This window comes from Rhizobium sp. SG_E_25_P2, assembly GCF_029892285.1.
Classification (GTDB): Bacteria; Pseudomonadota; Alphaproteobacteria; order Rhizobiales; family Rhizobiaceae; genus Rhizobium_E.
Window position 1 is genome coordinate 19,936 of sequence record NZ_JARXVM010000026.1, and the last position, 26,071, is coordinate 46,006.

The 26,071-nt window shown below is 61.6% G+C and carries 30 protein-coding genes; 9 read left to right on the top strand and 21 right to left on the bottom strand.

Annotated features, from left to right (window positions below; translation table 11 throughout):
* Positions 1-34: 34 nt before the first annotated feature.
* Genes M2360_RS25250 through M2360_RS25270 form a run of 5 tightly spaced genes read right to left on the bottom strand, consistent with a single transcriptional unit; the run spans position 35 to position 3,966 of the window.
* A complete protein-coding gene (locus tag M2360_RS25250; protein WP_280778156.1) occupies positions 35-1,027 on the bottom strand; it encodes an ABC transporter substrate-binding protein in 993 nt (330 codons plus the stop codon).
* A 22-nt stretch (positions 1,028-1,049) separates the two neighbouring features.
* Positions 1,050-1,919, bottom strand: coding sequence for an ABC transporter permease (locus M2360_RS25255; protein WP_280778157.1), 870 nt, complete (start codon positions 1,917-1,919; stop codon positions 1,050-1,052).
* On the bottom strand, positions 1,919-2,806 hold the full coding sequence (locus tag M2360_RS25260; protein ID WP_280778158.1) for an ABC transporter permease: 888 nt from the start codon (positions 2,804-2,806) through the stop codon (positions 1,919-1,921). Before M2360_RS25260 ends, M2360_RS25255 begins: the two co-directional genes overlap by 1 nt.
* Entirely contained in the window at positions 2,803-3,141 is a 339-nt protein-coding gene (locus M2360_RS25265; RefSeq protein WP_280778159.1) for a hypothetical protein, read from the bottom strand. Before M2360_RS25265 ends, M2360_RS25260 begins: the two co-directional genes overlap by 4 nt.
* 33 nt (positions 3,142-3,174) lie before the next feature.
* Complete coding sequence (locus tag M2360_RS25270; RefSeq protein WP_280778160.1) at positions 3,175-3,966, bottom strand: ABC transporter ATP-binding protein; 792 nt, start codon at positions 3,964-3,966, stop codon at positions 3,175-3,177.
* Positions 3,967-4,040: 74 nt separating this feature from the next.
* Here M2360_RS25270 and M2360_RS25275 point away from each other — a divergent pair, with 74 nt between their 5' ends.
* A complete protein-coding gene (locus M2360_RS25275; RefSeq protein WP_280778161.1) occupies positions 4,041-4,454 on the top strand; it encodes a cupin domain-containing protein in 414 nt (137 codons plus the stop codon).
* A gap of 80 nt (positions 4,455-4,534) precedes the next feature.
* Here the strand turns inward: M2360_RS25275 and M2360_RS25280 are convergent, their stop codons facing one another.
* The 5 genes from M2360_RS25280 to M2360_RS25300 all read right to left on the bottom strand — a co-directional run bounded on the left by M2360_RS25280 (position 4,535) and on the right by M2360_RS25300 (position 8,407).
* Positions 4,535-4,906: a DUF559 domain-containing protein gene (locus M2360_RS25280; RefSeq protein ID WP_280778162.1), complete on the bottom strand. Its 372-nt coding sequence runs from the start codon at positions 4,904-4,906 to the stop codon at positions 4,535-4,537.
* Positions 4,907-5,017: 111 nt separating this feature from the next.
* Positions 5,018-6,475: a dihydropyrimidinase gene (gene hydA, locus M2360_RS25285; protein WP_280778163.1), complete on the bottom strand. Its 1,458-nt coding sequence runs from the start codon at positions 6,473-6,475 to the stop codon at positions 5,018-5,020.
* Complete coding sequence (locus tag M2360_RS25290) at positions 6,472-6,810, bottom strand: hypothetical protein (RefSeq protein ID WP_280778164.1); 339 nt, start codon at positions 6,808-6,810, stop codon at positions 6,472-6,474. The genes hydA and M2360_RS25290 overlap by 4 nt, the downstream gene beginning before the upstream one ends.
* 72 nt (positions 6,811-6,882) lie before the next feature.
* Positions 6,883-7,107, bottom strand: a complete 225-nt coding sequence (locus tag M2360_RS25295; RefSeq protein WP_280778165.1) for a hypothetical protein — start codon at positions 7,105-7,107, stop codon at positions 6,883-6,885.
* A 49-nt stretch (positions 7,108-7,156) separates the two neighbouring features.
* Positions 7,157-8,407, bottom strand: a complete 1,251-nt coding sequence (locus tag M2360_RS25300) for a Zn-dependent hydrolase (protein ID WP_280778166.1) — start codon at positions 8,405-8,407, stop codon at positions 7,157-7,159.
* Between the two features lie 295 nt (positions 8,408-8,702).
* On the opposite strand from M2360_RS25300, the gene M2360_RS25305 reads away from it, so the two are divergent.
* Complete coding sequence (locus M2360_RS25305; protein ID WP_280778167.1) at positions 8,703-9,344, top strand: TetR family transcriptional regulator C-terminal domain-containing protein; 642 nt, start codon at positions 8,703-8,705, stop codon at positions 9,342-9,344.
* A gap of 4 nt (positions 9,345-9,348) precedes the next feature.
* On the opposite strand, the gene M2360_RS25310 is transcribed toward M2360_RS25305, so the two are convergent.
* From M2360_RS25310 to M2360_RS25330, 5 genes are all read right to left on the bottom strand, one after another.
* Positions 9,349-9,603 (bottom strand): Txe/YoeB family addiction module toxin, encoded by a 255-nt coding sequence (locus M2360_RS25310; RefSeq protein WP_280778168.1) that lies wholly within the window; start codon positions 9,601-9,603, stop codon positions 9,349-9,351.
* On the bottom strand, positions 9,600-9,854 hold the full coding sequence (locus M2360_RS25315; RefSeq protein WP_137154810.1) for a type II toxin-antitoxin system prevent-host-death family antitoxin: 255 nt from the start codon (positions 9,852-9,854) through the stop codon (positions 9,600-9,602). Before M2360_RS25315 ends, M2360_RS25310 begins: the two co-directional genes overlap by 4 nt.
* 37 nt (positions 9,855-9,891) lie before the next feature.
* A complete protein-coding gene (locus tag M2360_RS25320; protein WP_280778169.1) occupies positions 9,892-10,824 on the bottom strand; it encodes a DMT family transporter in 933 nt (310 codons plus the stop codon).
* Between the two features lie 123 nt (positions 10,825-10,947).
* Positions 10,948-13,239, bottom strand: coding sequence for a methyl-accepting chemotaxis protein (locus M2360_RS25325; RefSeq protein ID WP_280778170.1), 2,292 nt, complete (start codon positions 13,237-13,239; stop codon positions 10,948-10,950).
* Between the two features lie 194 nt (positions 13,240-13,433).
* The gene (locus tag M2360_RS25330; protein ID WP_280778171.1) at positions 13,434-13,763 is read right to left on the bottom strand and encodes an SMR family transporter; all 330 of its coding nucleotides are present in this window, start codon (positions 13,761-13,763) and stop codon (positions 13,434-13,436) included.
* A 126-nt stretch (positions 13,764-13,889) separates the two neighbouring features.
* Here M2360_RS25330 and M2360_RS25335 point away from each other — a divergent pair, with 126 nt between their 5' ends.
* The 6 genes from M2360_RS25335 to M2360_RS25360 all read left to right on the top strand — a co-directional run bounded on the left by M2360_RS25335 (position 13,890) and on the right by M2360_RS25360 (position 19,958).
* Positions 13,890-14,657 carry an ion channel gene (locus M2360_RS25335; protein WP_280778172.1) on the top strand — a complete coding sequence of 256 codons (768 nt, stop codon included), beginning with the start codon at positions 13,890-13,892 and terminating at the stop codon, positions 14,655-14,657.
* 326 nt (positions 14,658-14,983) lie between these two features.
* Complete coding sequence (locus tag M2360_RS25340) at positions 14,984-15,739, top strand: sulfite exporter TauE/SafE family protein (RefSeq protein ID WP_280778173.1); 756 nt, start codon at positions 14,984-14,986, stop codon at positions 15,737-15,739.
* A gap of 22 nt (positions 15,740-15,761) precedes the next feature.
* Complete coding sequence (locus M2360_RS25345) at positions 15,762-16,550, top strand: AraC family transcriptional regulator (protein WP_280778174.1); 789 nt, start codon at positions 15,762-15,764, stop codon at positions 16,548-16,550.
* Between the two features lie 68 nt (positions 16,551-16,618).
* Positions 16,619-17,230 (top strand): LysE family transporter, encoded by a 612-nt coding sequence (locus tag M2360_RS25350; protein WP_280778175.1) that lies wholly within the window; start codon positions 16,619-16,621, stop codon positions 17,228-17,230.
* 98 nt (positions 17,231-17,328) lie between these two features.
* A complete protein-coding gene (locus M2360_RS25355; RefSeq protein ID WP_280778176.1) occupies positions 17,329-18,339 on the top strand; it encodes a ligase-associated DNA damage response exonuclease in 1,011 nt (336 codons plus the stop codon).
* Positions 18,339-19,958, top strand: coding sequence for a cisplatin damage response ATP-dependent DNA ligase (locus M2360_RS25360; protein WP_280778177.1), 1,620 nt, complete (start codon positions 18,339-18,341; stop codon positions 19,956-19,958). Before M2360_RS25355 ends, M2360_RS25360 begins: the two co-directional genes overlap by 1 nt.
* A gap of 3 nt (positions 19,959-19,961) precedes the next feature.
* Here M2360_RS25360 and M2360_RS25365 read toward each other — a convergent pair whose 3' ends face one another.
* Positions 19,962-20,564 (bottom strand): dimethylsulfonioproprionate lyase family protein, encoded by a 603-nt coding sequence (locus tag M2360_RS25365; protein ID WP_280778178.1) that lies wholly within the window; start codon positions 20,562-20,564, stop codon positions 19,962-19,964.
* Positions 20,565-20,657: 93 nt separating this feature from the next.
* Between M2360_RS25365 and M2360_RS25370 the strand changes: the two genes are divergently transcribed.
* The gene (locus M2360_RS25370; protein WP_280778179.1) at positions 20,658-21,479 is read left to right on the top strand and encodes a mechanosensitive ion channel domain-containing protein; all 822 of its coding nucleotides are present in this window, start codon (positions 20,658-20,660) and stop codon (positions 21,477-21,479) included.
* Positions 21,480-21,482: 3 nt separating this feature from the next.
* On the opposite strand, the gene M2360_RS25375 is transcribed toward M2360_RS25370, so the two are convergent.
* From M2360_RS25375 to M2360_RS25395, 5 genes are all read right to left on the bottom strand, one after another.
* Positions 21,483-21,812, bottom strand: coding sequence for a type II toxin-antitoxin system RelE/ParE family toxin (locus tag M2360_RS25375; protein ID WP_280778180.1), 330 nt, complete (start codon positions 21,810-21,812; stop codon positions 21,483-21,485).
* Positions 21,799-22,089, bottom strand: coding sequence for a type II toxin-antitoxin system ParD family antitoxin (locus M2360_RS25380; protein WP_263823934.1), 291 nt, complete (start codon positions 22,087-22,089; stop codon positions 21,799-21,801). Before M2360_RS25380 ends, M2360_RS25375 begins: the two co-directional genes overlap by 14 nt.
* 118 nt (positions 22,090-22,207) lie before the next feature.
* The gene (gene preA, locus M2360_RS25385; RefSeq protein ID WP_280778181.1) at positions 22,208-23,521 is read right to left on the bottom strand and encodes an NAD-dependent dihydropyrimidine dehydrogenase subunit PreA; all 1,314 of its coding nucleotides are present in this window, start codon (positions 23,519-23,521) and stop codon (positions 22,208-22,210) included.
* Positions 23,522-23,538: 17 nt separating this feature from the next.
* Entirely contained in the window at positions 23,539-24,870 is a 1,332-nt protein-coding gene (locus M2360_RS25390; protein ID WP_280778182.1) for an NAD(P)-dependent oxidoreductase, read from the bottom strand.
* A 277-nt stretch (positions 24,871-25,147) separates the two neighbouring features.
* Positions 25,148-26,053, bottom strand: a complete 906-nt coding sequence (locus M2360_RS25395) for a helix-turn-helix domain-containing protein (RefSeq protein WP_280778183.1) — start codon at positions 26,051-26,053, stop codon at positions 25,148-25,150.
* Positions 26,054-26,071: the final 18 nt, after the last annotated feature.

The window sequence follows — 26,071 nt, forward strand, 5'->3', positions numbered from 1 at the left end:
TCCGGCGCCTTTCGAGATTGATGGAATGGATCGCTTACTTCAGCGCTTCGTTGGTGATGTCGAGCGTGTAGGCGCCTTCCGGCTTCTTGGTGATCACCGGGTCGGAGCCGCCGGACAGCAGGGTGGCGACGGTGCGGTCATAGTCGGCCGGGTCGAGCGCGCCGTTCGAGCCTGCGGTCAGCTTGGCGACTTCCGACATCATGGTCTTCTGATGCTGCTCGGTCTGGGCGCCGGAGGCGTCGTTTTCGAGCACGATGCCGGCAGCTTCGTCCGGATGCTCTTCGGCGTATTTCCAGCCCTTCATCGAGGCGCGGACGAATTTGACCATCTTGGCCTTGAAAGCATCGTCCTTCAGCTTGTCTTCCAGCACATAGAGGCCGTCTTCAAGGGTGGAGACGCCCTGGTCTTCATACTTGAAGGTTACGAGGTCATCGGCCTTCACGCCTGCTTCGAGGATCTGGTGATACTCGTTATAGGTCATGGTGGAGATGCATTGGGCCTGTTTCTGCAGCAGCGGGTCGACATTGAAGCCCTGCTTCAGCACGGTGACGCCTTCCGCGCCGCCATCGGTTTTGAAGCCGAGTTTGCCCATCCAGGTGAGGAACGGATATTCGTTGCCGTAGAACCAGACGCCGATGGTCTTGCCCTTGAAGTCTTCGGGCTTGGTGATGCCGGAATCCTTGGCGCAGGTCAGCATCAGGCCGGAATGCTTGAAGGGCTGGGCGATGTTGACGAGAGCCACGCCCTTTTCGCGGGTGGCCAGCGCCGAGGGCATCCAGTCAACGACGACATCGGCGCCGCCGCCGGCGATCACCTGCGCAGGCGCGATGTCCGGGCCGCCGGGCTTGATGTCGACGTCGAGGCCTTCTTCGGTGTAGAAGCCCTTGTCCTTGGCGACGTAATAGCCGGCAAACTGGGCCTGAGTCACCCATTTCAACTGCAGCGTCACTTTGTCGGCGGCCTGAGCCGAAAGTGCGGCGAGCGTCAGCGCGCTCGCGGTCATCAGGAGTGTGATGGTCTTTTTCATGGTGTTTTGTTCCCTCTTTATATTACGCCTGCCCACCACGGACAGACGGATGCCAGAATGTGACCCGCCGCTCGAAGAAGGCGACGAGACCATAAAACAGTGAGCCGACCAGCGCGGCCACGGCGATTTCGGCCCAGACCATGTCGATATTCATGCGCCCGACTTCGGTCGAAATGCGGAAGCCCATGCCGACGATCGGCGTGCCGAAGAATTCCGCCACGATGGCGCCGATCATCGCCAGTGTCGAATTGATCTTCAGCGCATTGAAGATAAACGGCCAGGCGGCGGGCAGACGCATTTTGAGCAGCGTGTTGCGCCAGTCGGCGGCATAGGTGTGCATGAGGTCCCGCTCGATCGAGGACGACGCCTTCAACCCTGCCAGCGTGTTGATCAGCATCGGGAAGAAGGTCATGATCACCACGACAGCCGCCTTGGATTGCCAGTCGAAGCCGAACCACATCACCATGATCGGGGCGACGCCGACGATAGGCAGCGCCGAGACGAAATTGCCGAGCGGCAGGAAGCCGCGCTCCAGGAAAGGCGAGCGATCAATGAGGATCGCTGCGAGGAAGCCCAGGCCGCAGCCCATGACATAACCTGCCAGCACGGCCTTGAAGAAGGTCTGCTGCACATCGGCCCAGAGGATCGGCAGGGACGTGATCAGCCGGGCCCAGATCATCGACGGCGGCGGCAGAAGCACATGCGGCACGTTGAAGCCGCGCGTGAGGCATTCCCACAGCACCAGCAGCGTGATCCCGAACAGCGCCGGCACCGCCAGGTTGGCGGCGCGCGCCAGGGTGGTGTTGGCGAATTTCTGTTTGGTCAGCCAGGCATTGAAGGCCCAGGCGGCAATCCAGAAAATCAGCCCGAAGAATATGAGCGACGTGTTCATCAGCGCGCGCCCTCCGGTTTTGCGCCCATGGCTTTCATGGTCAGTTTTTCGATGACGCCAACCAGCGCCACCAGCCCTGCCGCGACGGCCGAGGCCATGAACAGCGCCGCCCAGATCTGCGCCGTCTGACCGTAATAGGAGCCGGACAAGAGACGCGCGCCGAGACCTTCGACCGCGCCGGTCGGCAATTCGCCGACGATGGCGCCCACGAGAGCAGCGGCGATCGCCACCTTCAACGAGGCGAAGAGATAGGGCACCGAAGCCGGCCAGCGCAGCTTGATCAGCGTCTGCGCGGTGCTGGCGTTATAGGTGTGCATCAGATCGAGCTGGATTTGTTCCGGCGAACGCAGGCCCTTCACCATGCCGACCACGACGGGGAAGAAGCTGAGATAGGTGGAGATCAGCGCCTTCGGCAGAAGTCCCGAAATGCCAATGGCATTGAGCACGACGATGATCATCGGCGCGATCGCCAGCACCGGAATGGTCTGGCTGGCGATCACCCATGGCATCAGCGAGCGATCCATGGCGCGGTTGTGAACGATGCCGATGGCCAGCGCCACGCCGAGCGCCGTTCCCATGCCGAAGCCGGCCAACGTCGCCGAAATGGTGATCCAGGCGTGATAGACGAGGCTGCGCTTGGAGGTCGGCTTCATCTCAAACGTGGTCTTCCACCATTCCGCCAAGACTTGATGCGGGGAGGGCAGAACCGGTCGTTCCTGCGTGAAAGTCTTCTTGACAAGTTCGGAGAAGCCGATCTCGGTTCCGGCGCTGGCCGCCTGGCTGCGTTCGAAAGGCGCGTTGAGCACCACCACGAAGACAAGCCAGAGCGCGATCAGCGCGGCGATGACGGTCATGACCGGAAAGGCTTTGTCGCGAAGCCAGATCATGGCGTCACCGCCTTGGTCGGCCACATCATCAGCGTCATGGCCACCAGGCCGAGCGCCAGGCCGGCGGTCTGCACGCCGGTCAGGCGTTCGTTGAACAGCAGGAAGGCGATGATATTGGCGAGGATCAGCTGTGCGATGGCCGAGATCGACACGGCCAGGCCGAGGCCGCCTTCGCGCATGAGCTTGAGCATGATCAGATTGCCGATGATATAGAGGCTCATCGACAGAAGCACCCACAGCCAGTTGGCTGTCGCGACATAGGTGCGCGAGGCGGTGGCGGCGCCGACGAAGATCACCGCGGAAATGGCGAGCCAGAGGATAAAACCCGTTTTCATCGGCTGGTCCTCCGGCCAGAGGTCGCGCAAGAACTATTCGTCATAGGAATGACCCGCACGCAGGCCTTCGCGGACGCGATGGGCGATTTCGAGAAATTCCGGCGTCTCGCGAATGCCGAGCGGCCGCTCCCGGGGAAGGGTGGATTCGATGACATCGGTGACGCGGCCGGGCCTAGGGCTCATCACCACGATCTTGGTGGAGAGATAGACGGCTTCCGGAATGGAATGGGTGACAAAGCAGATCGTCTTGTTGGTGCGGTCCCAGAGTTTCAGGAGCTGTTCGTTGAGATGGTCGCGGACAATCTCGTCGAGAGCGCCGAATGGCTCGTCCATCAACAAAAGATCGGCGTCGAAGGCGAGCGCGCGGGCGATGGAGGCGCGCTGCTGCATGCCGCCCGACAGCTGCCAGGGATATTTCTTGCCGAAGCCCGAGAGATTGACGAGATCAAGCGTGCGCTCGACGCGTTGCTTCTGCTCCGACTTGGCGTAGCCCATGATTTCGAGCGGCAGGGCGATATTCTCTTCAATCGTCCGCCAGGGATAGAGCGCCGCGGCCTGGAACACATAGCCGTAAGCCCGGCTCTTGCGGGCGTTTTCAGGCGTCATGCCATTGATGAGGATCGAGCCTGATGTCGGCTTTTCGAGATCGGCGATCACGCGCAGGAATGTCGTCTTGCCGCAGCCGGAGGGGCCGATGAAGGAAACGAAATCGCCCTTGTTGACGTCGAGATTGACGCCGGTCAGCGCCGTCACCGGCCCGTCATTGGTCGGAAAGACCAGGCCGAGGTCGCGCGCCGTCACCACTGGTGTTTTAGAAGTGGACATGTTCACCCAGTATCATGATTATTCTCCCCTGGCGGTTATTTCCGCCTTCTCTTGGTTCGATGGAGTTTCGGATTATGTCATCACCCCCTGCGTCCGATTGCAAGCTGATCCGCCCCGCCGTCCCCTATGACAGCAAGCAGGGCTTTTCCTATCTCGAGGGTATTTCCAAGGAGTCGGCGGGCGCGCAGGGCATCGCGATGATGCTCTTGACCGTGCCGCCTGGCGGCCGCGCCAAGGCCCATATGCATGAGGGGCACGAGACAGCGATCTTCGTGCTGTCGGGCGAGGTCGAATGCTTCTACGGCCCCAATCTCGAACACCGCGTCATCACCAAGGCCGGCGACATGTTCTACATCCCCGCCGGCATGCCGCATCTGCCGGTCAACCGTTCCCAGACAGAGAGTTGCTCGGCGGTCATTGCGCGAACGGATCCCAACGAGCAGGAGAGTGTGGTGTTGCTGCCGGAATTGGAGAGGCTGGCGGATTGAGAGCGCCCGCCGCCCATTCTCCCCCCTTGTGGGGGAGATGTCGCGTAGCGACAGAGGGGGGTATCTCACCGGACGCGACCTCATCTGAATTTATCCGTCCCCACTGCACGGACTATAAGTTCACAGACATCGTCTATATGCGCCAGCACGTCTGTGTTCCAAAAGCGCAGAACCGTCCAGCCGTCGCGCTCAAACCTTACGGTCCGCGCTGCATCGTAAACTTGCTGCTCTGCTTCTCCGTGTTGCGACCCATCGACTTCAATGATCAGTCGATGTTCCGGGCAAGCAAAGTCAGCGATGTACCCGGCCAAGGGAAACTGGCGACGTAATCCCAGTCCCATCAGACGATGGGCGCGGATCTGGCTCCACAGCTTCCGCTCGGCATCGGTCATCTCCCGACGCAAGCCCTTGGCGTTTCGGCGGAGTCTGGGAGCTATCGATGCATGCGGCATTCTCTCCCTCCTGGGGCCCACCCCCCTCTGTCGCTTCGCGACATCTCCCCCACAAGGGGGGAGAGTGTGCCCGGCGACGCCGATCGTCCTAAAGGCCTGCAACATTGCGTCTCACACCCCGCTCGCCGGTATCCCCGTCCGCTCCACCTTGCGCGGTGCAACCAGCTCTTTCCACGTCGAAAGCGCCTTGTTGACCGCCGTGAAGGGCTCACGCTTGACAAACTGGCCGTGGCCCTCACGGGTCTTGACGGTCGTCTCCTCGATCGCCACCTCGCCGCGGGTCAGTGTGAAGCGCGGCAGGCCGGTGACTTGCTTGCCTTCGAAGACATTGTAATCGATCGCCGATTGCTGGGTCTTGGCGGTAATCGTCTTGGAGCGCTTGGGGTCCCACACCACGATATCGGCGTCGGCGCCGACCAGGATCGCGCCTTTCTTCGGATAGATGTTGAGGATCTTGGCGATGTTGGTCGAGGTCACCGCCACAAATTCGTTCATGGTCAGACGGCCTGTGGCGACGCCATGGGTCCAGAGCATCGGCAGGCGATCTTCGAGGCCGCCGGTGCCGTTGGGGATCTTGGCGAAATTGCCGAGGCCGAAGCGCTTTTGGTCGGTGGTGAAGGCGCAGTGGTCGGTGGCGACGCAGGAGAGCGAGCCCGATTGCAGGCCGGCCCAGAGGCTGTCCTGATGCGCCTTGGAGCGGAAGGGCGGGCTCATCACGCGGCGGGCGGCGTGGTCCCAGTCCTTGTCGAAATATTCGCTCTCGTCGAGCGTCAGGTGCTGGATCAGCGGCTCGCCATAGACGCGCATGCCCTTCTGGCGGGCGCGGCGGATGGCTTCATGCGCGTGTTCGCAGGAGGTGTGCACGACATAGAGCGGCACGCCGGCCATGTCGGCCAGCATGATGGCGCGGTTGGTCGCTTCGCCTTCCACTTCGGGCGGGCGCGAATAGGCATGCGCCTCGGGGCCGTTATTACCCTCCGCGAGCAGCTTGGCGGTCATGGAGGCGACGACGTCGCCGTTTTCGGCATGCACCAGCGGCAGCGCGCCGAGTTCGGCGCAGCGCTGGAAGGAGGCGAACATTTCGTCGTCATTCACCATCAGAGCGCCCTTATAGGCCATGAAATGCTTGAAGGTGTTGATGCCCTTGTCCTGGACGATCGTCTTCATCTCGTCGAAGATGCGCTCGTTCCAGCCGGTGATCGCCATATGAAAGGAATAGTCGGCATTGGCCCGCGAGGTCTTGTTGTCCCACATCGTCAGGGCTTCGAGCAGCGACTGATCCGGCGCCGGCAGGCAAAAATCCACCACCATCGTCGTGCCGCCGGCAAGGCCCGCGCGGGTGCCGCTTTCGAAATCATCGGCGGAATAGGTGCCCATGAACGGCATTTCCAAATGCACATGCGGATCGATGCCGCCCGGCATGACATAACAGCCGGCCGCGTCGAGCACCGTGTCGCCCGACAGGTTCTGGCCGATCTCAATGATCACGCCGCCCTCGATTTTGACGTCGGCCTTGTAGGTCAGGTCGGCGGTGACAACAGTGCCGTTCTTGATAATTGTGGTGGTCATGCGTTCTCTCCCTCTGAACGTGCAATGTTATTGCTGTGATGCAGCGGATTTCGCGGCGTTGGCGCGTTGAAGTAGATCGGCACCTCGAATGAGAGTTTGCTTGAGTTTTCGCTATTGGCGCCTGCTTTGAGTTCGCCAAACGAAAGCACCTTTATGCCGCCGCCACCTTCGACTGAAACCGTTACAGAGACTTCGAACTTAACGTCGTGCGCCTGCTCAATGCGCTTGCCGTTGACGTAGCCGGGCGCAATATAAACCATTGATTGTTTTTGAGCTTCGACTACGCCGTTGGTAATATCGAGCAAGCTCTGCTTAACGAACTCGTCGAGTTTCATGCCATGCCTCCCTTGCCTTCAAATTGATGGCCCAAAAGGGAGCGCGTGAAGCGTTGCTTCACGAGACCTTGTCTAAACGTCCACCAGATCAAGCCGCTTTTCGATGCGGCCGAGACGTTCGTCCAAGCGGTCGAGACGACCGGAGAGGCCGGCGTTCTGGGCTGTAAGGCCGCCGACCTGATATTCGAGGAGACCGATGCGCGTCTTGACCTCTGACATGTCGTCTGCAAGTCGCTCCACCTTGCCGCGGATGGCGCGGAGATGCTCGAGGACCAGATTGTCGGTTGATGAGGACATGCTCGACGCTCCATCGGACCATTTACAACCCAGTATAGCGATGACGCCCTCACTCCACAATCCCCGCCGTCTCCACCACCGCGCGCAGCAGCACATCGGCGCCGGCGGCGGCCCAGTCCTTGGAGATTTCCTCGGCTTCGTTATGGCTGAGGCCGTCGACGCAGGGGCAGAAGATCATCGTGGCGGGCGCGACCTTGGCGGCCCAGCAGGCGTCGTGGCCGGCGCCGGAGATGATGTTCATATGGCTGTAGCCGAGATCTTCGGCCGCCTTGCGCACCGAGGCGACAAGGGTCGGATCAAAGGTGACCGGATCGAAATGGCCGACAGCCTCGACCGAATAGCCGACGCCGAGGGCTGAGCAGATCTCCGCGGCTTCCTTTTCGATGCGGGCGCGCATGCCGTCGAGCTTGGTCTGGTCAGGCGAGCGGATGTCGACGGTGAAGATCACCGTGCCCGGCAGCACATTGCGGGAATTGGGCGAGAACTTCACCTGACCGACACCGCCCACGCAGCCCGGCTGGTTGTCCATGGCCACCGTCTGGACCATTTCTATGATCCTGGCCATGGCGAGCCCGGCATTGACGCGATGGCTCATCGGGGTCGAGCCGGTATGGGCTTCCTTGCCGGTGAGCGTGAATTCCAGCCACCACAGACCCTGGCAATGGGTGACGACGCCGATCTGCTTGTTCTCGGCCTCAAGAAGCGGTCCCTGTTCAATATGATACTCGAAATAGGCGTGCATCTTACGCGCGCCGACCTCTTCCTCGCCGAGCCAGCCGATACGCTTGAGCTCGTCGCCATAGGTCAGGCCGTCCGGGTCCTTGCGGCCATAGGCATGCTCCAGCGTATGGATGCCGGCGAACACGCCGGAGGCGAGCATGGCGGGCGCAAAGCGGGCGCCTTCCTCATTGGCCCAGTTGGTCACGACGATGGGATGCTTCGTCTTGATGCCGAGATCGTTCATCGACCTGACGACTTCCAGACCCGCCAGCACGCCGAGCACGCCGTCATATTTGCCGCCGGTCGGCTGGGTGTCGAGATGGCTGCCGACATAGACGGGGAGGGCGTCGGGATCCGTTCCCCGCCGCGTCATGAACATGGTGCCCATCTTGTCGACGCCCATGGTCAGGCCGGCCTCGTCGCACCAGCGCTTGAACAGATGGCGGCCTTCGCCGTCTTCATCCGTCAAGGTCTGGCGATTGTTGCCGCCTGCCACGCCGGGGCCGATCTTGGCCATGTCCATCAGCGAATCCCACAGACGGTCGCTGTTGATGCGCATGTTTTCGCCGGGTGCTGTCACGATTATCTCCCTTGCGGCCCTCAGGCCTCATTCTTTCGGGCGGTGTTCCGCTCCGCATGGTTCCCGTGGTCTGGTGAGGCGTTGTTTTTCTTGTTCGCCTTTATTGAACAGTTGCGTGGACTTGCCTTTTGTTCAATAATTTGACCGTTTGGTAAACATTACAACTTCCAGCGCCTTGCTCAAGACGAAAAACGCGATTTTGCCTAAAAATTTTTCGGTTGAAAACTTGGCGTAAAAATTCATCAATAGCACATCGCCCCGGCCGGTTTTGGCCGGAAAAGCGGGAGCAGACTCAATGCCGATACCCAGAGCCGCCCAGACACAGCGACGGACGCGCATTCAGGAGGAGAAAGAAGAGCAGATCCTCGAAGCGGCGCTCGACGTGTTTTCTCAAAACGGTTTCAAGGGCGCGACCATCGATCAGATCGCCGAGGTGGCCGGCATGTCCAAGCCCAATCTTCTCTATTATTTCCGCACCAAGGAGGCCATGCATCGGGCGTTGATCGAGCGCGTGCTCGACACCTGGCTCGATCCGCTCAGGGCGTTCGACGCGGAGGGCAATCCCGAAAGCGAGATCCGATCCTATATTCGGCGCAAGCTGGAAATGGCGCGCGATTTTCCGCGCGAGAGCCGGCTGTTCGCCAATGAAGTGCTGCGCGGCGCGCCCCTGATCGAGGATGCGTTGAAAGGCCCGCTAAAGGAACTCGTGGATGAGAAGGCCGAGGTCATCAGGGCCTGGGCCAAGGCCGGCAAGATCGCTAAATGCGATCCCTATCACCTCATTTTCTCGATCTGGTCGACCACCCAGCATTACGCCGACTTCGACGTGCAGGTCCGCGCTGTGCTCGGCCAGGAAAAAGACGGCGACGGTCGTTTCGAGGACGCCGCCCGTTTTCTTGAGCAATTGTTCATGGGTGGGCTGAGCATCCGCAATTGATGCATCAATAATGATGCCGACACTGTGCGATGAGTAGGCCCTGTTCGCTGGGGCGGTAGACGATGCGATGCTCTGCGTCAATGCGCCGTGACCACCAGCCCTTCAACTCGCCGCGCAACGGCTCCGGCTTGCCGATCCCATGAAAGGGCTGACGGCTGGCGTCCTTGATCAGGGGATTGATCCGCGCCAGCATCTTTCCATCTGTCGCCTGCCAGTAGAGGTAGTCTTCCCAGGCGCGTTCGTGGAAGATCAGCTTCACTCGGAGAGTTCTCGCGCCTCGCCCTTGCCGTCGTCGAGATCCCGCACGGCTTCAAGAAGCCGTTCTGCGTTACGTGGATTCTTGAGGAGATGGGCCGTTTCCTCATAAGAAGCGAAGTCTTCCACTGACATCAACACCGCAGCCGGTTTGCCCCTGTCCCGCGTAATGAGCACGGGCGCGCGGTCGTCGGTCACGCTGTCGAGGACGGCGGCAAGGTTTTTCCGGAGGTCGCTGTAGGATGTGGATCGCATGATGTTATTGTACTCGAATGAGTACAAAATGCAAGCTTCAATCCGGCAATAATCCCATGATCAGCAGGCCGCAGGCGGTGGCGAGCGCGCCGGCCAAAACCGAAACGCTCACCCAGCCATGGCCAAGCAGGCCTTGTTGGAGAATGATGAAACTCGGCGTCAGATAGCCGTAGCCCAGCACTTTGGACGAGGGCAGCCTGAGCGAGGCGTATTGTAGCAGCAAAAAGGTGATGATGGTGGTGACCACCGCGAGATAGGCGATCGCGATCCAGGCGATGGCCGGAACCGTCGCGAAATCCAACTCTACAAGCGAGGGCGCGCCGACCGGCAGCAGCCAGAGGCAGGTGGCGGCCACCGCCCAGAAGGCGAATTGATAGGCGGCTTCGCCGCGATTGAATTTTCTGAGCAACGGCGCATAGGCCGCGTGGCAGATCACGCCGACGAAATAGATCAGCTCGCCCTGGCCGATATCGAAGGCGAGAAGTGCTCCGAGATCGCCGCGAAACACCACCCAGACCGCGCCGGCGGCGGCCACGATGAGACTGATCAGCACGCCGGGCTTTGTTGCCTGTCTCAGGAACAGCCAGGAAAAACCGGCGCTCATCAGCGGCATCATGGTGAAGACGGCGCCGGTCGAAACGGCGGAAGTAAACTCCAGCGCCTTGAACATGGTGCTCATATAGATGGCCATCAGCAGGCCAAGGATGAGAAAGCGCCAGGGGCGGCCGGGATAGGCAAGCGGCGCCCTGAGAAGAAACAGTCCGGCTCCCGCCATCACCGCCACGGCCAGCACATAGCGCAGGCTGTTGATCGCGTAGCCGGGCATCACGGCCGTCGCAGCCTTGCCGAGTGTGAAGGAGCCGGCGATGAGCACGGCGAACAGCAGCATGGCGAGATGGGCGGTGAGCTTTTCCCTGCCCACGGCATGGATGTTGCCCGCGAGTCGCGGCGGTTTCGACGCGTCCTGCATCATCTCTCCTCACGGTCAACGGCTCTATGCCGCCGCTTCTGCCCGATGCCGGATCCGGGCGCAAGCCGCGTGACGCGGAAGCTGATATGAAAAAGGGCGCCGTGGGCGCCCTTTCGTCGTTTGTTAGAATTCTTCCCAGTCGTCCTTGACCGCGCCGCCGCCGCTGGCGGCTCTTTTCGGCGCCATCGCGGCTGGAGCCGGTCGGGCAGGGCGTTGTGGCGCGGCGCGCTGCGGCGCGGACGTCCGCATCGCCTGTGCCGTCTGGCGCAGCATTGCCGCCTGGTCGCCGAGACGGAAGCGGGCCAGCAGATCGTGCAATTGACGGCTTTCGTCGGCGAGAGAGACGCCGGCGGCGTTCATTTCCTCGACCATGCCGGCATTCTGTTGCGTTGCATGGTCCATCAGATTGACGGCGCTGTTGACTTCGGCCAGCCCGGTGGACTGTTCCTGGGCGGCCGTGGCGATGGCGTCCATATGCGCGTTGATCGATTGCACGAGCTGCTCGATCTGGGAGAGGCCGACGCCGGTTTCATTGACCAGTTTCACGCCTTCGCCGACCGCGACCGCCGAATTCGCGATCAACGCCTTGATTTCCTTGGCGGCGTTGGCCGAACGCTGGGCGAGTTCGCGGACTTCCTGCGCCACGACGGCGAAACCTTTGCCAGCTTCGCCGGCGCGCGCCGCCTCGACGCCCGCATTCAGGGCGAGAAGATTGGTCTGGAAGGCGATTTCGTCGATGACGCCGATGATCTGGCCGATTTGATGGGAGGATTTCTCGATCCGCTCCATCGCCGAGACGGCGTCGCGCACCACGGCTCCCGATTGCCCCGCAGTCGAGCGCGCAGTCTGGGCGACGTCGCGAGCCTCCTGGGTGCGCTTCGAGGTTGCCGTGACATTCGAGGTGATTTGCTCGAGCGCGGCGGCGGTTTCCTCCAGAGAGGCGGCTTGCTGTTCGGTGCGCTTGGACAGATCGGAGGATGCGTTGGAAACTTCCGCGCTGCCGGCGCTGACGGAGGACGCGGAACGGCCAACCGCGCCGAGCGCGTCGCGCAATTGCCGGACAGAAGCGTTGAAATCCTCGCGCAACGGCTCGAACTGCTCGGCAAAGCGATCATTGATTTCGCAAACCAGGTCGCCCTCCGCCAGTCGCTTGAGGCCTGCGGCGAGCGAGCCTGTTGCCTGGCGAAGCCGGGTGTCCGCCTCTGCTTCTGCGCGGCGTTGCATTTCCACCCGTTCGCGCTCTGCCCGCTCGCGGTTCTCCTCCGCCTCGCGCTCAAGGTCGCGCGCCCTGAGCGTGCGTTCGCGGAAAATGGCGACGGCATTGGCCATTTCGCCGATGACATCCTTGCGGCCTGCGCCCGGAATGGCAGTGTCGGTGTCGCCGTCGGCGAGCGTGGTCATGCGCCGGGCGCTGTCCTTGATGAAGGAGGACAGCGTGCGGGCCACGAAAACCGACAAAAGCACCATGCTGAGCGTCAGCGCGCCCTGGATCAGGAGCATGCGGATCAGCGCGCTGCGGTCACGGGCGATTTTTTCGGCCATGGCTGTATTCATGCCGGCCCGATATTGGCTCAGGAGATCGGCGACGAGGACCCGCCGGGCGCCAATTGCCGCCTGCCACTGGTCGACATCCTGAGGTCCGGCTTCAAATTTCTCGTTTTTCGTCATCAACTCGCGAAACTTGTCGATCAATTTGCCTTCGGCGGTTTGCCAGAAGGCGTCATAGGGTTCCCGGATAGATGCGGGAGCCGCTTCGTGGAATGTGGTCAGATGCAACGGGATCAGGGTGTTGGCCCGCGCAAATGTGGCGAAATTCCCGGTGTTCAGCGGTCCATCCTTGATGAAGCTGTTCCCCAGTCGCCGGAGCATCTGATAGGCGCTGTGCAGCTGGATCAACGAATAGTAGCCGGCCGTGGAGCGTGAGAGCTCGCGGTCCGCCGTTTCAAAGCTCACCTGTCGGGCGATCTCCGAGCTGAACCGCGCCACCGGCTCGAGATAGCGAAGGCCGGCCATGGGATCGGCGGTGTTGGAATCCACCATCGGGCGGAATTCGTTTTGCATTTGCCTGTAACGGGTTTCAATCTCCGCAACCGTCCGGCCGAGAGCGGCGTCCGCCAAACCGTGACGGTCGGCGTTGTCATAGCGGGTCTTGAGATCGTTGAAGGTCGTATCCGCCTCCCTGCGGATGTCGACGAGCTGCTGACCTTTGGCGGAGCCTTCTTCCGCCGCGAGGATGGCGAGGCTGCCGGCGCTGTCGACCAAAAGCTGCAGCTTTTCCGTGTTGATGTCGACTTGATAGGCCTCATAATTCGCCATTGTCATCAGGCCGCCAAGCGATGTCACTGCGATCAGCGGCACAACTGCGAGTCCGGTCAGTAACTGGCCGAATGATAATTTCTTGAATCCAGACAACATGATTTCCTCGGATCGATGCGCCCTTTTTTGAAAAAGGGATAAACAGCGCACTTGATGGTCGCGGAAGTAACTATTGAGTTTTTCATTTAAATACGCGTTAATATGAGGCCGTAATTTTTCGGATGATTGGCGGATAAATCCGATATATCTGTGGCTAACCTGATCGTTGCCAGTTTTTTGGCGCCTTATACGATTTAGTGGCTGACCGTTTTCGACAAGAGGTTTATAGTCAGCACACCCGCGATGATGAGCGCGAGACCAATGAGGGCGGGCAGGTCCATCTTCTGGCCGAAAATCAGCCAGCCCGCCAACGCCACGAGCACAATGCCGGCGCCTGACCAGACCGCGTAGACGATGCCGACAGGCACGGTCTTGGTGACCAGCGACAAAAGATAGAAGGCGAAGGCATAGCCGAGCGCCGACACCAGGCTCGGAACGAGTATGGTGAAGCCGTTCGATTTGGCGAGGGCGGACGTGGCGATCACTTCCGCGACGATGGCGATCAGCAGCAGGGCGTAGGTCATGGATATCTTGTAGACCGTCGACTTCGGACGCGCCAGTCCCGGCCGCGCCGACACGGGTCTTCAAGACGACGCGGTCTGGCGGATTCCGCCGGAGCCGCTATATGTCCTGATCGAAGAGGAGATCTCATGCGGCTCAAGGTCAGGATCCAGGCGCTCTACGAGGCCAAATCGCGCGATGCGCATCGCTTCCGGTATATGCTGCTCGGCATCGACGTGATCACCATGATCCTGCTCGTCGTCACGACATTCTTCCATGGCGAGGTCTGGGTGATCTGGGTCGATGTCGCGATCGGCTTTTATGTCGCGCTCGATTATGTCGCGCGCTACTGGATTGCGGGCAACAAACGGCAATTCCTGTTGTCGCCGCTCAACATCCTCGACGTGATCGTCATTTTCTCGCTGTTTGCGCCGCTGTTTGGCGCAGCCTTCGCCTTTCTACGCAGCCTTCGCATACTCCGCCTGTTGCGGTCCTATCGCCTGCAGGCCAAGCTCCGGGCGGATTTCCCGCTTTTCCGTCGCCATGAGGATGTTATCCTCAGCGCCGTCAACCTGTTCGTCTTTCTGTTCATCATGACGGAACTGGTCTTCGTGACCCAGGCGCAGGTCAATCCGGCGATCGGCGATTTTCTCGACGCGCTCTATTTCACCGTGACGACGCTGACGACCACGGGCTTCGGCGACGTGACGCTGGTGGGCGATATGGGCCGCATCCTCGCCATCATCATCATGGTGTTCGGCGTGTCGCTGTTCCTCCGGCTGATCCAGACGATCTTCCGGCCCTCCAAGGTGCGCTTCGACTGTCCGCAATGCGGCCTCTTCCTGCATGAGGCGGATGCGGTGCATTGCAAGCATTGCGGCACGGTGCTCAACATTCCCTCGGATGGCTCGGTCTGATCCAGTTTTGTTATCGGGCGAAATAATTCGTGCATTGGGCCCTCTTGCAAACTTCGTGAATCGGCATACCTTTTCCTTATCGGCAACAAACAGAAAGGATGGTGATCCAATGTCTAATGAGTATTCGGCGCTCGTATATGGCTTGGAAGTGAGCGTGACGTCTGCGAGGCAGCCCTCGCTCTGATCCTTTCTTCCAGGGCCTTCTAGGCCCGGCCAGATACAGGCCAATCTCATGGGGGTCGTCCGTCGGGCGACCCTTTTGATTTTTAGAGGCAATGGCCGCAGGCGTTTTTCGCGGCGCAATTTTACGATCGCATTCGCGCAAGATGAATTTCAGTCTTTATCCCGTTTCCACCCTTGTTCCACTGCTGCTGGCGGCCTTCATCGCGGGGCTTGCGCGTGGGTTTTCCGGTTTCGGCGCAGCGCTGATATTCGTGCCGCTTGCCAGCGCGGTGGTCGGACCCCGAATGGCGGGACCGATCTTGCTGGTGATCGATATCGTCGCGAGTTTTCCGCTGATCCCCGATGCCTTGCGCAAGGCCGACAAACAGGCCGTCGGCCTGATGTCGATTGGCGCCCTGGTCGCTGTGCCTCTCGGCGTGATGGCGCTTATGCATTTCGATCCGCTGGCGACGCGCTGGGGCATCTCGCTCACGGCGGTCGGCTTCCTGCTTCTGCTGCTGTCGGGCTGGCGCTATCGTTCCAAACCCGTGGCGGCGGCTACGCTTGGCGTCGGCGCGATCGCCGGCTTCTTCAGCGGCGCGGCGCAGCTCGGGGGGCCGCCTGTCGTCACTTATTGGCTCGGCGGACAGCACAAGGCCGCGCAAGTGCGCGCCAATATCGTTCTCTATTTCGCGATTTCCTCGGTCTTTTCGGCCATCAGCTATTGGTGGGCCGAGCTTCTGGTGTTGCAGGTGTTTGCTCTGGCGATCATGACGGGTCCGGTCTACGGGTTTGGCCTCTATCTCGGCGCCCGCAGCTTCGGCTATGCGCGCGAGGATATATTCCGCCGAATCTGCTTTTCGCTCATCGCGGTGTCTGCGATCATCAGTCTACCGGTCTGGGATGGCGTCAGGAACTGAGCGTTGAAAGGAGCATTGGGACATGCGCGGCGATTTTTCTGTCCGACGGACAGCCATGCCTGGCGTGATCGCCGTCGCCGCGACGAGTGGCATGACCTTCTCGTGCCACTCTCATGACGACTATGGCATCGGCGTGGTGATCTCCGGCGCCCAGACATCGGCGAGCGGGCGAGGCCAGGTCGAGGCCGAAGCGGGTGATCTCATCACTGTCAATCCCGGCGAAATCCATGACGGCGCGCCTGTAGGCGACGCACGCAGCTGGCGGATGCTGTATTTCAGTCCCGATGTCGTCAATGATCTCATTGCCGGCGAACCGTTGCGCGGCTGGACCCCGAAAGAACTCAAATTCCCGGTGTTGCGGGCTCGCGCCGCCGCTCGGCGCTTTCTCTCGCTCTACCGGTCGATGACCGGGCCGCCTGGCGCAGATCCGCTGGCGCGCGAGGAGGATTTCGCCGACCTTCTCTCCACGCTTCTGGAGGACCGAACGCCCGCGCCGGCTGCTGCTCCCGATATCGGCAAGGCCTTGGCGATGATCGCGGATGATCCGTCGCGGAACCGGTCGCTGGCCGAAATCGGCGCGGTGCTCGGCCTGAGCCGGTTTCAGGCGCTGCGCGCCTTCCGGAAAGCCTGCGGTTTCACCCCGAGCGCTTATCAGGCGCAGAAGCGTTGCGATGTCGCCCGTCGCCTGATCCGGAGCGGCGCGGCGTTGGGCGAAGCGGCTTATGCCTGCGGCTTTTCCGACCAGAGCCATATGACGCGCGCTTTCGTGCAACGCTATGGCTTCACGCCCGGCGCGCTCGCCGCAGCCTGAACTGCAATCCGGTTCAAGACCATCCTCATCACCGCCGATAGGCTCGGGCCATCCATTGGAGAACCCTCATGAGCCCGGAATTCCTGATCACCACCTTTCTCGTCGTCGCCTCGCCCGGCACGGGCGCCATCTATACGCTGGCGGTCGGCCTGTCGCAGGGCGGCCGCAAAAGCCTTGCCGCCGCCTTCGGCTGCACGCTCGGCATCCTGCCGCATCTCGCGGCAGCCAGTCTCGGCCTGACCGCGCTTCTGCACGCCAGCGCGCTTCTGTTCGACCTGTTCAAATATGCCGGCGCCGCCTATCTCATTTTCCTGGCATGGCAGGTCTGGCGCGACAAAGGCAGTCTGTCCCTGACGGCCGAGGTTGGCGAACGCTCTTCGCTGGGTCTCGTGGTCAAGGCGGTGCTGATCAATCTGCTCAATCCGAAACTGTCGATCTTCTTCGTGGCCTTCCTGCCGCAATTCATTGCGCCGCAATCGACGACGCCGATGGCGGACATGCTGATGCTCAGCGCCGTGTTCATGGCCATGACCTTCGTCGTCTTCGCTCTCTATGGCGTGCTGGCTTCTGCGATCGGCCACAGGATCGCAGCGAGGCCGGGCCTGATGATCGGGTTCAACAGGGTCTTCGCGCTCGCCTTTTTCGCCCTCGGCGCCAAACTGGCCTTCGCTCGGGCGTAACCGGCGACTGAACCGGAACGGGCGCCACGTCGTTTCATCCTCGGCCTCTTTTCCCTGTCTTGCGTATAGAGGCCAAACACAGGATGCTTCGTCTCACCATGCGCCCGTCAGACCTGCTTTGCTCGACGCCAAAGGGTCTCTATTGCCCGCCCGGCGATTTCTATATCGATCCTGTCGCGCCCGTGCCGCGTGCGCTGATCACCCATGGCCATTCCGATCATGCCCGCTCGGGACACGCCGCCGTGCTCGCCACGCAGGAAACGCTCGATATCATGGGCATCCGCTATGGCGACAATTTCGCCGGCGAGAGCCAGGCGGCGGAGCTGGGGCGCGAGATGAAAATCGGCGACGTCACCGTGCGCTTCGCCCCTGCCGGCCATGTGCTGGGCTCGGCCCAGATCGTGGTGGAGAAAGATGGGCTCCGGATCGTCGCCTCGGGCGATTACAAGCGTCGCGCCGACGCCACCTGCCGGGCCTTCGAGCCGGTCGCCTGCGACGTCTTCATCACCGAAGCGACTTTTGCGCTGCCGGTGTTCCGTCATCCCGACGATCGCGACGAGATTGCGCGCCTGCTTCATTCGGTGGCGCAGTTCCCCGAGCGCAGCCATCTCGTGGGCGCCTATGCGCTGGGAAAGGCGCAGCGGGTGATCAGCCTCATCCGTCAGGCGGGCTATGACAAGACCATCTATCTGCACGGCGCGCTGGAGCGTCTGTCGGCCTATTACCAGAGCCAGGGCGTCGATCTCGGCCCACTCGCGCCGGCGACCATCGAGAAGGGCTCGAAGGAGAAATTCGCCGGCGAGATCATTCTCTGCCCGCCCTCGGCTTTTTCCGATCGCTGGGCGCGGCGGTTTGCCGATCCGGTCACCTGCTTCGCCTCGGGCTGGATGCGCATCCGCCAGCGCGTCAAGCAGCGCGGCGTCGAACTGCCGTTGATCCTGTCGGATCATTCCGACTGGGACGAGTTGACCCAGACGATCCGCGACACCGGCGCGGGCGAAGTCTGGGTCACGCATGGCCGCGAGGAGGCGCTGGTGCGCTGGTGCGAACTGCACCAGATTGCCGCACGCCCCCTGCATCTCGTGGGCTATGAGGACGAGAACGACTGATGCGCGGCTTTTCCGAACTCATCGACCGACTGGTGCTGACGCCGTCGCGCAACGGCAAGCTGACGCTCTTGCGCGATTATTTCCGCGATACGCCCGATCCAGACCGGGGCTATGCGCTGGCGGCGCTGACCGACGGGCTCGACATTCCCGCGATCAAACCCGCCATCCTGCGCCAACTCGCCGCCGAGCGCATGGACGAGGTGCTGCTCGCCTATAGCTATGACTATGTCGGCGACCTCGCCGAGACCATCTCGCTGATCTGGCCTGAGACAGGCGAGGCGAAAGCGCATGACATGCGGCTCTCCGATATGGTGGACACGCTGATGAAGGCGTCGCGCTCGGATGCGCCGAAACTCTTCGCCTCCATGCTCGACCGGATGGATGCCTCAGGTCGCTACGCCGCCATCAAGCTCGCCACCGGCGGCTTGCGCATCGGCGTCTCCTCCGGCCTCACCAAACAAGCGCTGGCCGATCTCGGCTCCCGCGACGTGGTCGAAATCGAGGAAATGTGGCATGGGCTTAAATCTCCTTACGTCGAGCTCTTCGCCTGGCTGACCGGCAAGGCGGAGAAGCCCGAACAAGCGGCCCGGGCGATGTTTCGTCCGGTCATGCTGGCGACCGCCGTGGAAGATGGCGATCTCGATACGCTGTCGATCGATGATTACAATGCCGAATGGAAATGGGATGGCATCCGCGTGCAGGTCAGCTCCGAAGGCGGCGTGCGCCGGCTTTATTCCCGCAGCGGCGACGAGATCTCTGGCGCCTTTCCCGATCTTCTCGGCGCCATCGATTTCGAGGCCGTCATCGATGGGGAATTGCTGGTTGGGCGGCTGCCCGAGTTTGTCGGCACCTTCTCCGACCTGCAGCAGCGACTGAACCGCAAGACCGTGTCCGCCAAGGTCGAGAAGGAGTTTCCGGTCTTCGTCCGCGCCTATGACCTGTTGATGGAGGATGGCGAGGATCTTCGGCCACTGCCGCTCATCGAGCGCCGGGCGCGGCTGGAGCGGCTGATCGGCCGGATCGATCCCTCACGCTTTGATCTTTCGCCGCTGGTGGCTTTTGACAGCTGGGATCATCTCGACGCGCTCAGGCGCGCGCCGATCCATCCGATCATCGAAGGGGTGATGCTGAAGCGCAAAGATTCTCCCTATCTGCCGGGTCGTCGCAAGGGGCCATGGTTCAAGTGGAAGCGCGACCCCTATGTGGTCGATGCGGTGCTGATGTATGCCCAGCGCGGCCATGGCAAGCGTTCCAGCTTCTATTCCGACTATACATTCGGGGTCTGGCAGGAGGCGGAGGGTATTCGCCAGCTCGTGCCGGTGGGCAAAGCCTATTTCGGCTTTTCGGACGAAGAACTGATGCAGATCGACAAATTCGTGCGCGACAATACGATCGACCGCTTCGGGCCGGTGCGTTCGGTCAAGGCGACGGAGGAGTATGGGCTGGTGTTCGAAGTGGCCTTCGAGGGACTTGCCCGCTCCAGCCGCCACAAATCCGGCGTCGCCATGCGTTTTCCCCGCATCTCCCGCCTGCGCTGGGACAAGCCATCAGGCGAGGCCGATACGATCGAAACGCTGGAGGCCATGCTGGAGACGATGGAGACCGGCCGCCGCAGCTGACGCTCAGGGCAGCGGCAGGCTCCAGATTGCGAACAGCGGCTTGTCTCCGGAGCGCATGGCGTGGGTGATGCCGAACGGATTATAGATAAGCCCGCCCTTGCCGGGCGTCACCCAGGGATCGGCATTCTGCCGCCAGTCGCCTTCGGAGAGAGCGATGTAAAGCTCCTCCGGCGGATGTCGATGATTGGGATAATCCGTATTCGGCGCCAGGATGGACAGGCCGATCTCGACGGCTTTGCTTTCGGCAAGGCCGCCAGCGCCGACAATCATGGCTTCCGCATAGGTCTCTTTCAGAAACGACGGCTGGCCAGGCGCGATGGCGTCGCTCCAACGCAAGGATGGCTCGATCGCCTTGATCGCTTGGGCGAGACGCGTCAAGAGCGGGCCTGCGCCGTCAAGCGCTGCGTAACTGTCCGCAAGATGCCGGCAGGCTGGCGCCGATTGGGGCGGTCGATCGGAGATCAGCGCGCGATCGAGCATATTTCTATCAAGGCGCTCAAAGCCTGCCCGTGGCGGGCCCGCATCGGGCAGGGCGGCCAGAAGGCTCTCCCGGAGCGCATCGAGAAACTCTTGAAGGTCGGATTCCAGGGCGGCGGTCTTGCTCATGAGACAAGCCTAGCACCCCTGGCTGCGGAGACAAGATGGAACCTGCGCGGGAATGTTCGCGTTCCCGATCATTGTTTTGGATAGGACGGCTTTATGAACCCTCAGACAACGGATTTCCTCGTCGCCAGCCGCGCGGCCATCACCCAGCTTACAGGGCTGGCCGTGCATTATTCGCTGTCGCTGGTCGGCGCGATCCTGCTGTTTCTCGTCGGCTGGATGCTGTCGCGCCTGCTGCATCGCTGGACATTGAACGGCCTCAGCCGTATCAGGCATTTCGACGTCACGCTCGCCCATTTCCTCGCCAATGTCGTGCGCTATGCCGTGCTCATCCTTGTGGCGGTCATGGCGCTCGGGCAGTTTGGCGTCCAGACGACATCAATCATCGCCACGCTCGGCGCCGCCGGCCTCGCCATCGGTCTGGCGCTGCAGGGCACGCTGCAGAACATCGCCGCCGGCATCATGCTCCTGATCCTTCGGCCTTTCCGGGTCGGAGAAACGATCGAGACGCCGCAGGTGGCAGGCACCGTCACCGAAATCGGCCTGTTTGCAACAGAGTTGCGCACCTCGGATGGGCTTTTCCAACTCGCGCCGAATTCGGCGCTGTGGAATGTGCCGGTCAAGAACTATTCCCGCCTGCCGACCCGCCGTTACGAAGTGGCCGTCACCGTGCCGGCGAGCGAGGATCTCGCCCGCACGGAGGATCGTCTCCTCGAACTCGCCCGTCGCGATGACCGCATTCTCGACGCGCCCGCGCCGGTCGTCTCGATCAAGGAATTTTCCACTGAGACCGTCACGCTGGCGCTGTCGGCCTGGGTAAAGACGGGGGACTATAGCGCTGCGACCCGCGATCTGACCCGGCGGGTGAAGCTCGAGTTTGATGTGAAGCCCGACACGGCGCCGGTACCTGCGCCCTAACAGTCAGAGAAGTTCGTCTTTCGATTGGGCGCGATAGAGCGCTTCATAATCGCGTCGGCTGAAGAAAATGTTCGAAATCTCCACCCGACCTTCAGTGACAGTATAGGTTATGATCGCGGAGCGCTCGAATGGCACACTTCGAAGTCCGACAACGAGATCGTCGCGCTTTCGCCCGCCATGTGGAGCGTCGCCGATCTTGCGACATCGCGCCATGATGCGGTTCACGAAGCGGTCGGCGACAGCATTGCTCTGGCTGGCTTCAGCGATCGCAAAATGGATGGCTTTCAGATCATTGATCGCTTGTGGTCGATAGGCGACGTCAAGACGCTGCATCGGAGAACTTGCGCTCTTGCTCCGCCATGAAGCGGGTCATTTCCGCCTCTGCTTCTTCCTGGGTCAGGCTTGGCCTGGGGTCATCCAGTGACTGGCGAATTCTCAAGACGATGTCCTGCAGATGTCGGGCGTCTTCTTCCCGGCGTTCTGCCCATTGGCGAACGGCTTCATCGACGACATCATTCTCGCTGGCGAAGTCACCGGAAGACACAGCCTCGCGAACCACGTCCAGCGTTTCATCGTCAAGAATTATCCGGATGCTCTGACTTGTCTTCATTGGCGCCGTCTCCGCGTACGAAACCAATGATATCAGAATTTGGGCATGGCTCCAATGCGCCGCGGCAGCCCTCGCGCCTTGTAAAATGGCCGGCGGTCGCCCGCCGGCCAAGCCTGTCTTACTCCGCCGCTTGCTTCGCCATCGGATTGTTTGGATGGGTCGTCCAGTTGGCGTAGTCGTTGCTCACGGTCTTGCCGGTGCGCGTGTCGGTCTGGCCGGCGGCCAGCGGGACCATGGTGATGCAGTTCTCGACCGGGCAGACGTCAACGCAGAGATTGCAGGCGACGCATTCGTCCTCGATCACCTCGAAATGCCTGACGCCGTTGACCATCGCCGTGATCGCCTGGTGGGACGTGTCCTCGCATGCGATGTGGCAGCGGCCGCATTTGATGCAGAGATCCTGGTCGATCTGGGCCTTGGCGATGTAGTTGAGATTGAGATACTGCCAATCGGTGACATTGGGCACCGCGCGGCCGCGGAAATCCTCGAGCGTGGCGTAGCCCTTGGAATCCATCCAGTCCGACAGGCCTGATATCATCTCCTCGACGATCTTGAAGCCATAGGTCATGGCGGCGGTGCAGACCTGCACATTGCCGGCGCCGAGCATCATGAATTCGGCCGCGTCGCGCCAGGTGGTCACGCCGCCGATGCCGGAGATCGGCAGGCCGCGGGTAGCGGGATCGCGGGCGATTTCCGCCACCATGTTGAGCGCGATCGGCTTCACCGCCGGGCCGCAATAGCCGCCATGCGTGCCCTTGCCGTCGATCGAGGGCGTGGGCGAGCAGGTGTCGAGATCGACGCCGGTGATCGAGTTGATCGTGTTGATCAGCGACACGGCGTCGGTGCCGCCGGCATGCGCCGCGCGCGCGGGCTTGCGGATATCGGCGATATTCGGCGTCAGCTTGGTGATCACGGGCATGCGGGTATATTGCTTGCACCAGCGCGCGACCATCTCGACATATTCCGGCACCTGGCCGACGGCGGCGCCCATGCCGCGCTCGCTCATGCCGTGCGGACAGCCGAAATTGAGCTCGATGCCATCTGCGCCCGTCTCCTCGACGAGCGGCAGGATGGCCTTCCACTCTTCCTCGACGCAAGGGACCATGATCGAGGCGATCAGCGCCCGGTCCGGCCAGTTCATCTTCACCTGCTTCATTTCCTGCAGATTGACCTGCAGGGGACGATCGGTGATCAGCTCGATATTGTTCAGGCCGAGCAGGCGCCGGTCGGCGCCCCAGATCGCGCCATAGCGCGGGCCGTTGACATTGACCACGGGCGGGCCTTCCGAGCCCAGCGTCTTCCAGACCACGCCGCCCCAGCCGGCCTTGAAGGCGCGCTCGACATTGTAGGCCTTGTCGGTCGGCGGCGCCGACGCCAGCCAGAAGGGGTTGGGGGATTTGATGCCAACGAAATTATTGCGAAGATCAGCCATGTCTCTTCTCCTCGCGCTCAGCTGAGCGACTGGTGAATGGATTCGGCGGCGTCGCGACCCATCGCGGCGGCCGATACGGTCAGGTCGTCGCCGCCTGCGGCGCAATCGCCGCCGGCCCAGACGCCCGCGATGGAGGTGCGACAGTGCTCATCGATGGCGATCTTGCCGCCGTCGAGTCGGATGGTTTCCACACCCGCGACATCCAGCTTCTGGCCGATCGCGGTCAGCACCTGATCGCAGGCGATGGTCAGCTTGTGACCGTTGCCCTTGAGCTGGCCGTCCTCGATATGGGTGTATTCGAGCTCGATTCCCGAGACATGGCCATCCTTGTGGTGGATTTCGGCGGGCTTCAGCCAGTGGCGGATCAGCACGCCCTTCTGGGCGGCGAGATCCTGCTCGAATTCCGAGGCGTTCATGTTCTCCTTGCCGCGGCGATAGCAGATCGTCACGTCTTCGGCGCCAAGCAGCTTGGACTGGACGGCGGCGTCGATGGCCGTCATGCCGCCGCCGATGACCACCACGCGGCGGCCGACCGGCACATCCGCCTTGCTGTCGGCGGAGCGGAGATTGGCGATGAATTCGACCGCGTCGATGACGCCGTTGATATGGTCGCCGGGAGCATTGAGCGCGTTGACGCCGCCCAGACCCATGCCGAGGAAGACGGCGTCATGCTTCTGGCGGAGGTCCTCAAGCGTGAAATCGCGACCCAGCATCTGGCCGTCAAAAATGTCGATGCCGCCGATGCCGAGGATATAGTCGACCTCGCGCTGGGCGAAATCGCCGGGCGCCTTATAGGCGGCGATGCCGTATTCGTTGAGGCCGCCGGCCTTGGGGCGGGCGTCATAGATTGTGACCGCGTGTCCCTTCATCGCCAGGCGATGGGCGCAGGCAAGGCCCGCCGGGCCCGCGCCGACGATGCCGATGGTTTTGCCGGTTGCGGGCGCGCGGGTGTAGAATTGCCTGTCCTGCTCCATGGCCGCGTCGGTGGCGTAACGCTGGAGCCGGCCGATCTCCACCGGCTTGCTTTCTGCGGTGTTGCGCACGCAGGCCTGCTCGCACAGCGTTTCGGTGGGACAGACGCGGGCGCACATGCCGCCGATGATGTTCTGGTCGAAGATCGTTTTCGCGGCGCCGATGGCGTTGCCGGTCGAGATCTGCCGGATGAACAGCGGAATGTCGATCGAGGTGGGACAGGCCGTCATGCAGGGCGCGTCGTAGCAGAAATAGCAGCGGTCGGAGGCGACCAGCGCTTCGTGCTTGTTATAGGCCGGATGGAGATCGGAAAAGTTTTCCTCATAGCTTTTTGGGTCGAGCCGGCCGCTATGAAGGCCGGGCGCAAGATTGACCATGGTTGCATTCCCCTTGTTGTTTATGGGGAAAGGCTAGCAAAGGCCGAAATTTTTATCAAACGGTAAAATTTTTGCAGAGCAATAATTCTTCAGTCTATCTTTGACGAAGATCAAGAAATATTAGGTCGCAAGCGCTTAGCTGGCCGGACATCCGTCCGGTTTTAAAGTTGATTGCAAATGTATAGTAATTTTTGAGCCGAATCATCTTGCGATGCGGCGGATTTTCTTCGCGTCTGCGAAGGTCGCGACGCCGGCCGGAGGTCCGGCCGGCGCGCGTTCATTCCGCCGCGAGACTGTGGTTCTGCTGGCGGGCGCGCTCCTGTTCGCGGAACTGTCGCGGCGTTTCTCCCGTCTCCCGCGCAAAGAAGCGGGTGAAGTAGGCCGGGTCGGCAAATCCCAGCCCATAGGCGATTTCCTGGGCGGTCATCACCGTGAACACGAGGTCGCGCTTGGCCTGCGAGATGATTTTCTCCGACAGGAGATCGTTCATGGTCTTGCCGGTCTGCGCTTTGGTGATGCGGTTGAGATGCGTCACGGAGATGCCGAGTTCTCGGGCGTAGAACTCCACCGGCAGATGTTCACGGAAATGACCGGCGATCAATTCGTTCAATCTGGAGATCCGGAGACCGTCGCGGTCGGACACGCTGTCGCGGCTTTCCGCTTCCATCACCATGTCCGAGGCGAGCGCCAGAACGATGCCGAGATAGGCTTCAATCAGACCGAAACGCGGTCCGAAACTGGCGTTGATCTCCTGGCCGAGTCGCCCGAGCGTTGCCAGCAGATAGGCGGCGTCGGGATGTTCCGGATCGAGCCTGAGCACGCGCGGTTCGCGCAGGAATGCCGTCACGCGCGATGCGTGGCCCGCCTGCACCGGCAGCCGCCGCGTGATTGCCGTCAGCACCTGACCGTCGACATCCTGCGAGAAACGAAAGCCGTGGCTCACCTTTTCCGGCACGAAGACGAGACAGCCAGCCGACAACCGATGCAGCGCCTTGCCGATCAGCGCATCGCCCGTTCCGGCGCGAATGTGCAAGATCTGAAAAAGAAAGTCGTGTTTGTGTTCCTTGATTTCCCATTTGTAGAGACTGCTGCGCTCGGTAATGGATTCGGCGTGAATCCAGAAATCGGGCAAAGCTTCGCTCGCCTCACCGTAGAGGCCGTATGTGGGTACCGTCTGTTTCATGCCTCCTCCTGGCGTCCG

Coding starts and splice junctions, on each gene's coding strand:
- M2360_RS25250 (WP_280778156.1), bottom strand. CDS start 1,027: ATGAAAAAGACCATCACACTCCTGATGACCGCGAGCGCGCTGACGCTC.
- M2360_RS25390 (WP_280778182.1), bottom strand. CDS start 24,870: ATGGTCAATCTTGCGCCCGGCCTTCATAGCGGCCGGCTCGACCCAAAA.
- M2360_RS25335 (WP_280778172.1), top strand. CDS start 13,890: ATGCGGCTCAAGGTCAGGATCCAGGCGCTCTACGAGGCCAAATCGCGC.
- hydA (WP_280778163.1), bottom strand. CDS start 6,475: ATGACCACCACAATTATCAAGAACGGCACTGTTGTCACCGCCGACCTG.
- M2360_RS25255 (WP_280778157.1), bottom strand. CDS start 1,919: ATGAACACGTCGCTCATATTCTTCGGGCTGATTTTCTGGATTGCCGCC.
- M2360_RS25340 (WP_280778173.1), top strand. CDS start 14,984: ATGAATTTCAGTCTTTATCCCGTTTCCACCCTTGTTCCACTGCTGCTG.
- M2360_RS25320 (WP_280778169.1), bottom strand. CDS start 10,824: ATGCAGGACGCGTCGAAACCGCCGCGACTCGCGGGCAACATCCATGCC.
- M2360_RS25330 (WP_280778171.1), bottom strand. CDS start 13,763: ATGACCTACGCCCTGCTGCTGATCGCCATCGTCGCGGAAGTGATCGCC.
- M2360_RS25280 (WP_280778162.1), bottom strand. CDS start 4,906: ATGCCGCATGCATCGATAGCTCCCAGACTCCGCCGAAACGCCAAGGGC.
- M2360_RS25365 (WP_280778178.1), bottom strand. CDS start 20,564: ATGAGCAAGACCGCCGCCCTGGAATCCGACCTTCAAGAGTTTCTCGAT.
- M2360_RS25270 (WP_280778160.1), bottom strand. CDS start 3,966: ATGTCCACTTCTAAAACACCAGTGGTGACGGCGCGCGACCTCGGCCTG.
- M2360_RS25275 (WP_280778161.1), top strand. CDS start 4,041: ATGTCATCACCCCCTGCGTCCGATTGCAAGCTGATCCGCCCCGCCGTC.
- M2360_RS25305 (WP_280778167.1), top strand. CDS start 8,703: ATGCCGATACCCAGAGCCGCCCAGACACAGCGACGGACGCGCATTCAG.
- M2360_RS25260 (WP_280778158.1), bottom strand. CDS start 2,806: ATGATCTGGCTTCGCGACAAAGCCTTTCCGGTCATGACCGTCATCGCC.
- M2360_RS25355 (WP_280778176.1), top strand. CDS start 17,329: ATGCGCCCGTCAGACCTGCTTTGCTCGACGCCAAAGGGTCTCTATTGC.
- M2360_RS25370 (WP_280778179.1), top strand. CDS start 20,658: ATGAACCCTCAGACAACGGATTTCCTCGTCGCCAGCCGCGCGGCCATC.
- preA (WP_280778181.1), bottom strand. CDS start 23,521: ATGGCTGATCTTCGCAATAATTTCGTTGGCATCAAATCCCCCAACCCC.
- M2360_RS25375 (WP_280778180.1), bottom strand. CDS start 21,812: ATGCAGCGTCTTGACGTCGCCTATCGACCACAAGCGATCAATGATCTG.
- M2360_RS25360 (WP_280778177.1), top strand. CDS start 18,339: ATGCGCGGCTTTTCCGAACTCATCGACCGACTGGTGCTGACGCCGTCG.
- M2360_RS25345 (WP_280778174.1), top strand. CDS start 15,762: ATGCGCGGCGATTTTTCTGTCCGACGGACAGCCATGCCTGGCGTGATC.
- M2360_RS25265 (WP_280778159.1), bottom strand. CDS start 3,141: ATGAAAACGGGTTTTATCCTCTGGCTCGCCATTTCCGCGGTGATCTTC.
- M2360_RS25325 (WP_280778170.1), bottom strand. CDS start 13,239: ATGTTGTCTGGATTCAAGAAATTATCATTCGGCCAGTTACTGACCGGA.
- M2360_RS25290 (WP_280778164.1), bottom strand. CDS start 6,810: ATGAAACTCGACGAGTTCGTTAAGCAGAGCTTGCTCGATATTACCAAC.
- M2360_RS25380 (WP_263823934.1), bottom strand. CDS start 22,089: ATGAAGACAAGTCAGAGCATCCGGATAATTCTTGACGATGAAACGCTG.
- M2360_RS25295 (WP_280778165.1), bottom strand. CDS start 7,107: ATGTCCTCATCAACCGACAATCTGGTCCTCGAGCATCTCCGCGCCATC.
- M2360_RS25395 (WP_280778183.1), bottom strand. CDS start 26,053: ATGAAACAGACGGTACCCACATACGGCCTCTACGGTGAGGCGAGCGAA.
- M2360_RS25350 (WP_280778175.1), top strand. CDS start 16,619: ATGAGCCCGGAATTCCTGATCACCACCTTTCTCGTCGTCGCCTCGCCC.
- M2360_RS25315 (WP_137154810.1), bottom strand. CDS start 9,854: ATGCGATCCACATCCTACAGCGACCTCCGGAAAAACCTTGCCGCCGTC.